The organism is Sphingomonas sp., from assembly GCF_042095875.1.
Classification (GTDB): domain Bacteria; phylum Pseudomonadota; class Alphaproteobacteria; order Sphingomonadales; family Sphingomonadaceae; genus Sphingomonas.
The window spans coordinates 1-4864 of the sequence record NZ_JBELMJ010000087.1 but is presented as its reverse complement, the minus strand read 5'-3'; the positions used below and the strand labels follow the sequence as shown (position 1 = coordinate 4864).

Below are 4864 nucleotides of genomic sequence, written 5' to 3'. Positions count from 1 at the left end.
GCCTGCTCGATGTTCTCGCCCGCGCGGTCGGCGGCTGCCGACACGTCGTCCGCCGCGCGCTCGGTCGCGTTCGCCGCACGTGCACCGGCCGAGGCGACATCGTCACCGATCGCGTCCGCCGCCTGCGACGTCTGCTCCTGCGCACGCTCGCTGCACGCGGCCAGCGGCATCGCGGCAATTGCGAACGCCAGACCCAAATGAACCTTCTTCATAAATCCTCCCGGAACACGACGCCCGCGGCGCCCGACATAGCGTCGCCGATAGGATCCACCGGCAACGGCACCAACAACCCGGCACGCGCCGCAACTGTTCCGCAGCGACAACGACGACGATCGCGCCGGGTCTTCATCTACAACGGCATTCAATCCATCACGTGCCCGACATAATTGCGGGTCATTACCGCGACATGCGTTACCTAGCCCTCGCCGTCTCGGCACTGCTCGCCCTGCCAAGCCCCGCCCACGCCTGGGGCAAGACCGGCCACCGCGTCGTCGGCGCCATCGCGGAGCCGCTGCTCACGCCCAGCGCGCGCGCGGGCGTGCGCGGCATCCTGGGCGTCGAGACGATGGCGGAGGCGTCGAACTGGCCCGACTTCATGCGCGCCGACCCGGAGCCCTACTGGCAGCGCCAATCCACCCCGTGGCACTACGTCACCGTGCCGAAGGGAAAGAGCTATCCTCAGGTCATGCCGCCCGCCGAGGGCGACGCGGTGACCGCGCTGCGCCGCTTCACCGCAATCGTTCGGGATCGCCACGCGCCGCTCGCCGAGCGTCAGGCGGCGCTGCGCTTCGTCATCCACATCATCGGCGACCTGCACCAGCCGCTTCACGCCGGCAACGGCACCGACAAGGGCGGGAACGAGGTGTCGGTAACCTTCTTCGGCAAGCCCACCAATCTTCATTCGGTGTGGGATTCCGGGCTGATCGACGACGAGCAGCTGTCGTACAGCGAGTTGGCGACGTGGCTGGCCGCGCGGATCGCGCCCGCTGACCGCCGCGCCTGGGCGAGCACCGACCCCGCCGTCTGGATCGCGGAGAGCACTGCATTGCGCGACCACATCTACCCGACCGATCCGGCGCTGTCCTACGCCTACGTGTACCAGAACAAGGCGCGGGTCGAGCAACGACTGGAGATGGGCGGGGTTCGCCTCGCCGATTACCTCAACGCGCTGTTCTGGCCCGATCGCAAGCGGCGCTGACGCGAAAAGGGCGGCGTGCCCGCGACACGCCGCCCTCCTTGCCTCCCGCTATTCAGTCAATCAGGCGAGCGCGTCCGCCACGACCTGGTTGACGATCCTGCCGCGGCGCACGTTCAGACCCTCCATCAGCCCCGGGTTCTCCTCGCAGGCGGTATAGCCCTTGTCGGCTAGCGCGAGGCCGTAGGGCAATGTCGCGTTGTTGAGCGCGTGGCTCGACGTCAGCGGCACCGCGCCGGGCATATTGGCGACGCAGTAATGGATCACGCCGTCGACCTCGTAGGTCGGCTCGGCGTGCGTGGTCGCGTGGCTGGTCTCGAAGCAGCCGCCCTGGTCAATCGCGACATCGACCAACACCGCGCGCGGCTTCATGTGGGCGAGCATCGGGCGGGTGACGAGCTTGGGCGCGGAGGCACCCGGGATCAGCACCGCGCCGATCACCGCGTCGGCCTCGGCGATCTCCTGCTCGATCGATTCAAGCGTCGACACGCGCGTGCGAACGCGGCCGCCGAACAGTTCGTCGAGCTCGCGCAGGCGCGGGATCGAGCGGTCGATGATCGTCACCTCGGCACCCAGGCCCACTGCCATGCGCGCCGCGTGCGTGCCGACGACGCCGCCGCCGAGCACGACGACGCGCCCCGGCTGCACGCCCGGCACTCCGCCCAGCAGCACGCCGCGCCCGCCGTTCGGCGCCTTGAGCGCGTGGCCGGCCGCCTCGATCGACAGGCGACCCGCGACCTCGCTCATGGGTGCGAGCAGCGGCAACTGCCCGCGCGCGTCGGTGACGGTCTCGTACGCGACTGCGGTGACGCCCGATGCCATCAACCCCTTGGCCTGCTCGGGATCGGGCGCGAGGTGGAGGTAGGTGAACAGGATTTGGTCGTCGCGTAGCTGCACCCATTCGCTCGGCTGCGGCTCCTTGACCTTCACGATCATCTGCGCGCGCGCGAACACTTCTTCAGCGGTGTCAACGATCTCGGCACCCGCCGCGCGGTAGACGTCGTCGGACGCCGCGATGCCGAGCCCGGCGCCCGCCTGCACCAGCACCTCGTGACCGTGCGCGACATATTCGCGCACCGCGCCCGGCGTCAGCCCGACGCGGTACTCGTGATTCTTAATTTCCTTCGGAACGCCGACACGCATGATGACTCTCCTCTATTTTCCCGCCCTTTACTGCGTCGCGCGCGCTTTTTCCCGGCGAAGCGCGATGCCCGCTTGCCGATCGACGCCATGATCCTGCAAGATCGAGTCAGATGACGCAGCAATCCGAACCGCTCGATCGCATCGACCGCCGCCTACTCGGTGCCTTGGTCGGGAACGCGCGCGCGACCGCCTTCGCGCTCGCCGAGCATATCGGGCGCAGTGCCACCGCGATCGCGCGTCGCCAGCGCGCGTTGGAGGAGGCGGGCGTGATCGCGGGCTATGCCGCGCAACTCGATCTCGCGCGTCTCGGGCTCGGCACCACCGTGCACATCAAGATGACGCTGGAGAGCCAGCGCAAGGACGTGCTCGACGCGTTTGAGCGCGCGATCGCCGACAGCCCCTCGGTCGTGCGCTGCGACCTGATGTCGGGATCGTACGATTATCTCGTCACCGTGCAGGCGCGCGATCTCGCGCACTTCGCCGTGGTCCACCGCGAAGAACTGTCGCGCCTGCCCGGCGTCACCAGCATGGAGTCCGGATTCGTCCTGCGCGAGGTCGTCGCCGCCCGGCTACCGCTCCACCTGCTCGATTGAGCCGTGGTTGGAACCAGCGCCTACGCATGATAGCTTTCATGGCATGACCGAGCAGGTGCCGATCACCAACGTGCCGACCCGCGTGAAGCTACGCGTCGAGGACTATCTGTCGCTCGATCGCGACGGCGCCTTCGAGGATTATGGCAAGACGGAGCTGATCGACGGTGAGGTCATGTACATGAACGCGCAGCACCGACCCCACGCACGCGCGAAAATTGCCTTGTACGAGGCGTTCAAGCTGGCGTTGTCGCAGAGCGTCGAGCGCTTGGCGGTGATGGTGGAGGCGTCGATCGACGTGCCTCCGCACAACGTTCCGGAACCCGACATCACGCTGACGAGCGACCCTGACGGCGCCGGGTTGATCCCACTACGCTCGGTGCGCCTCGTCGCTGAGGTGGCGGATACTACATTGAAATCAGATTTGACCCGCAAGGCCGCCATCTACGCGCGCCACCAGGTCGCCGAATATCGGCTGGTGGACGTCAACGGCAGGATCATCCACCAATTGTGGTCACCTGCCGACGGTGCATACCTTCAACGTGTCGAACACCAGTTCGGCGCTAGTGTGACGGCTGCGACTATGCCAACCTGACGATCGAAACCGACCACCTCTGAGCGTCAGCGCACCCGCCAATAGGCGAACGCCTTTTCCTGCTCGCCCGCCACGAAGCGCTCCGCCTCACGTCCCTCCCACGCGCCGCGATAGCCGCGCCGGTCGCCGAGCGTCGTCCACCAACCCTGCCCCGGCAATCGATCGCCCTCGCGCACGACCAGCACCGCGAGCGCCGGTTCGCCGGCTGCCTCGCCCGCGGCGTCGATCGCGTCGAGCGTCTTGCACAACGCCCGCATCTTCGGTCGCGTGAAGCGGTGATCGAGCGCGCGCAGCAGCTCGGAGTAGCTCACCGCGCGCCCGTCGCGCGCGGCGGATACGAGCAACCCGCGCACCAGCGCCACGTCGGCGATCGTGCCCGGCCCCTCGACCGGCACGATCCCCTCCGCCTCCAGCCACGCCGACAGATCGCCGTCGTTGCGGGAGGCGGCCCGCATCAGCGCGTGAGCTTCTTGTAAGCCAGACGCGTCGGACGGTCGGCGGCATCGCCCAGGCGACGGCGCTTGTCCTCTTCGTAGCTCTCGTAATTGCCTTCGAACCACTCGACGTGGCTGTCGCCCTCGAACGCAAGGATGTGCGTGCACAGCCGGTCGAGGAAGAAGCGATCGTGGCTGATCACCACCGCGCAGCCCGCGAACGTCTCCAGCGCTTCCTCAAGCGCGCGCAGCGTCTCGACGTCGAGGTCGTTGGTCGGCTCGTCGAGCAGGAGGACGTTGCCGCCTTCCTTCAGCATCTTGGCCAGGTGGACGCGGTTGCGCTCACCGCCCGACAGCTGGCCGACCTTCTTCTGCTGGTCGGGCCCGCGGAAGTTGAATGCGCCCACGTAGGCGCGCGTGCCCAGCTCCTGCTTGCCGAAACGGAACACCTCCAGCTCGTCGGAGATTTCCTGCCACACGTTCTTGTTCGGATCGAGGTGGTCGCGGCTCTGGTCGACGTAGCCGAGCTTGACGGTCGAGCCGACCTCGATCGTCCCGCCGTCGGGCTGCTCCTGCCCCGTGATGAGCTTGAACAACGTCGACTTGCCCGCGCCGTTCGGCCCGATCACGCCGACGATCCCGCCCGGCGGCAGCGTGAAGTCGAGCCCGTCGAACAGCAATTTGTCGCCGTACGACTTGGTCAGCCCCTTGGCCTCGATCACCTTGCCGCCCAATCGCTCGGGCAGCTGGATCAGGATCTGCGCCTTGCCCGCGACGCGATTCTCCTGCTTCTCCATCAGCTCGTCGAAGGCGCGGATGCGTGCCTTGGACTTGGTCTGCCGCGCCTTGGGCGTCTGGCGCATCCAGGCGAGCTCGTCGGCGATCGCGCGCTGGCGTCCCGCCTCCT

Annotated in this window: 7 protein-coding genes; 3 read left to right on the top strand and 4 right to left on the bottom strand. The window is 67.7% G+C overall.

The window, feature by feature from the left end:
- Positions 1–212 (bottom strand): entericidin EcnAB (locus ACFDS6_RS16535; protein ID WP_375273192.1); only part of this gene is annotated, 212 nt, incomplete at its 3' end.
- A gap of 194 nt (positions 213–406) precedes the next feature.
- Here ACFDS6_RS16535 and ACFDS6_RS16530 point away from each other — a divergent pair.
- Positions 407–1198 carry a S1/P1 nuclease gene (locus tag ACFDS6_RS16530; protein ID WP_375273191.1) on the top strand — a complete coding sequence of 264 codons (792 nt, stop codon included), beginning with the start codon at positions 407–409 and terminating at the stop codon, positions 1196–1198.
- Positions 1199–1258: 60 nt separating this feature from the next.
- On the opposite strand, the gene ald is transcribed toward ACFDS6_RS16530, so the two are convergent.
- The gene (gene ald, locus ACFDS6_RS16525; protein WP_375273190.1) at positions 1259–2338 is read right to left on the bottom strand and encodes an alanine dehydrogenase; all 1080 of its coding nucleotides are present in this window, start codon (positions 2336–2338) and stop codon (positions 1259–1261) included.
- Positions 2339–2448: 110 nt separating this feature from the next.
- Here ald and ACFDS6_RS16520 point away from each other — a divergent pair, with 110 nt between their 5' ends.
- Together ACFDS6_RS16520 and ACFDS6_RS16515 are read left to right on the top strand one after the other, a co-directional pair.
- Complete coding sequence (locus ACFDS6_RS16520; RefSeq protein WP_375273189.1) at positions 2449–2931, top strand: Lrp/AsnC family transcriptional regulator; 483 nt, start codon at positions 2449–2451, stop codon at positions 2929–2931.
- Positions 2932–2974: 43 nt separating this feature from the next.
- Positions 2975–3523 (top strand): Uma2 family endonuclease, encoded by a 549-nt coding sequence (locus ACFDS6_RS16515; RefSeq protein WP_375273188.1) that lies wholly within the window; start codon positions 2975–2977, stop codon positions 3521–3523.
- A gap of 26 nt (positions 3524–3549) precedes the next feature.
- Here ACFDS6_RS16515 and ACFDS6_RS16510 read toward each other — a convergent pair whose 3' ends face one another.
- Complete coding sequence (locus ACFDS6_RS16510) at positions 3550–3978, bottom strand: ribose-phosphate pyrophosphokinase (protein WP_375273187.1); 429 nt, start codon at positions 3976–3978, stop codon at positions 3550–3552.
- On the bottom strand, positions 3978–4864 hold an 887-nt coding region (locus ACFDS6_RS16505; protein WP_375273186.1), incomplete at its 5' end, for an ATP-binding cassette domain-containing protein. The genes ACFDS6_RS16510 and ACFDS6_RS16505, both read right to left, overlap by 1 nt.

Bases quoted from the DNA above. Each gene is read 5' to 3' on its own strand.
- ACFDS6_RS16530 (WP_375273191.1), top strand. From the start codon at position 407: ATGCGTTACCTAGCCCTCGCCGTCTCGGCACTGCTCGCCCTGCCAAGC.
- ald (WP_375273190.1), bottom strand. From the start codon at position 2,338: ATGCGTGTCGGCGTTCCGAAGGAAATTAAGAATCACGAGTACCGCGTC.
- ACFDS6_RS16515 (WP_375273188.1), top strand. From the start codon at position 2,975: ATGACCGAGCAGGTGCCGATCACCAACGTGCCGACCCGCGTGAAGCTA.
- ACFDS6_RS16520 (WP_375273189.1), top strand. From the start codon at position 2,449: ATGACGCAGCAATCCGAACCGCTCGATCGCATCGACCGCCGCCTACTC.
- ACFDS6_RS16510 (WP_375273187.1), bottom strand. From the start codon at position 3,978: ATGCGGGCCGCCTCCCGCAACGACGGCGATCTGTCGGCGTGGCTGGAG.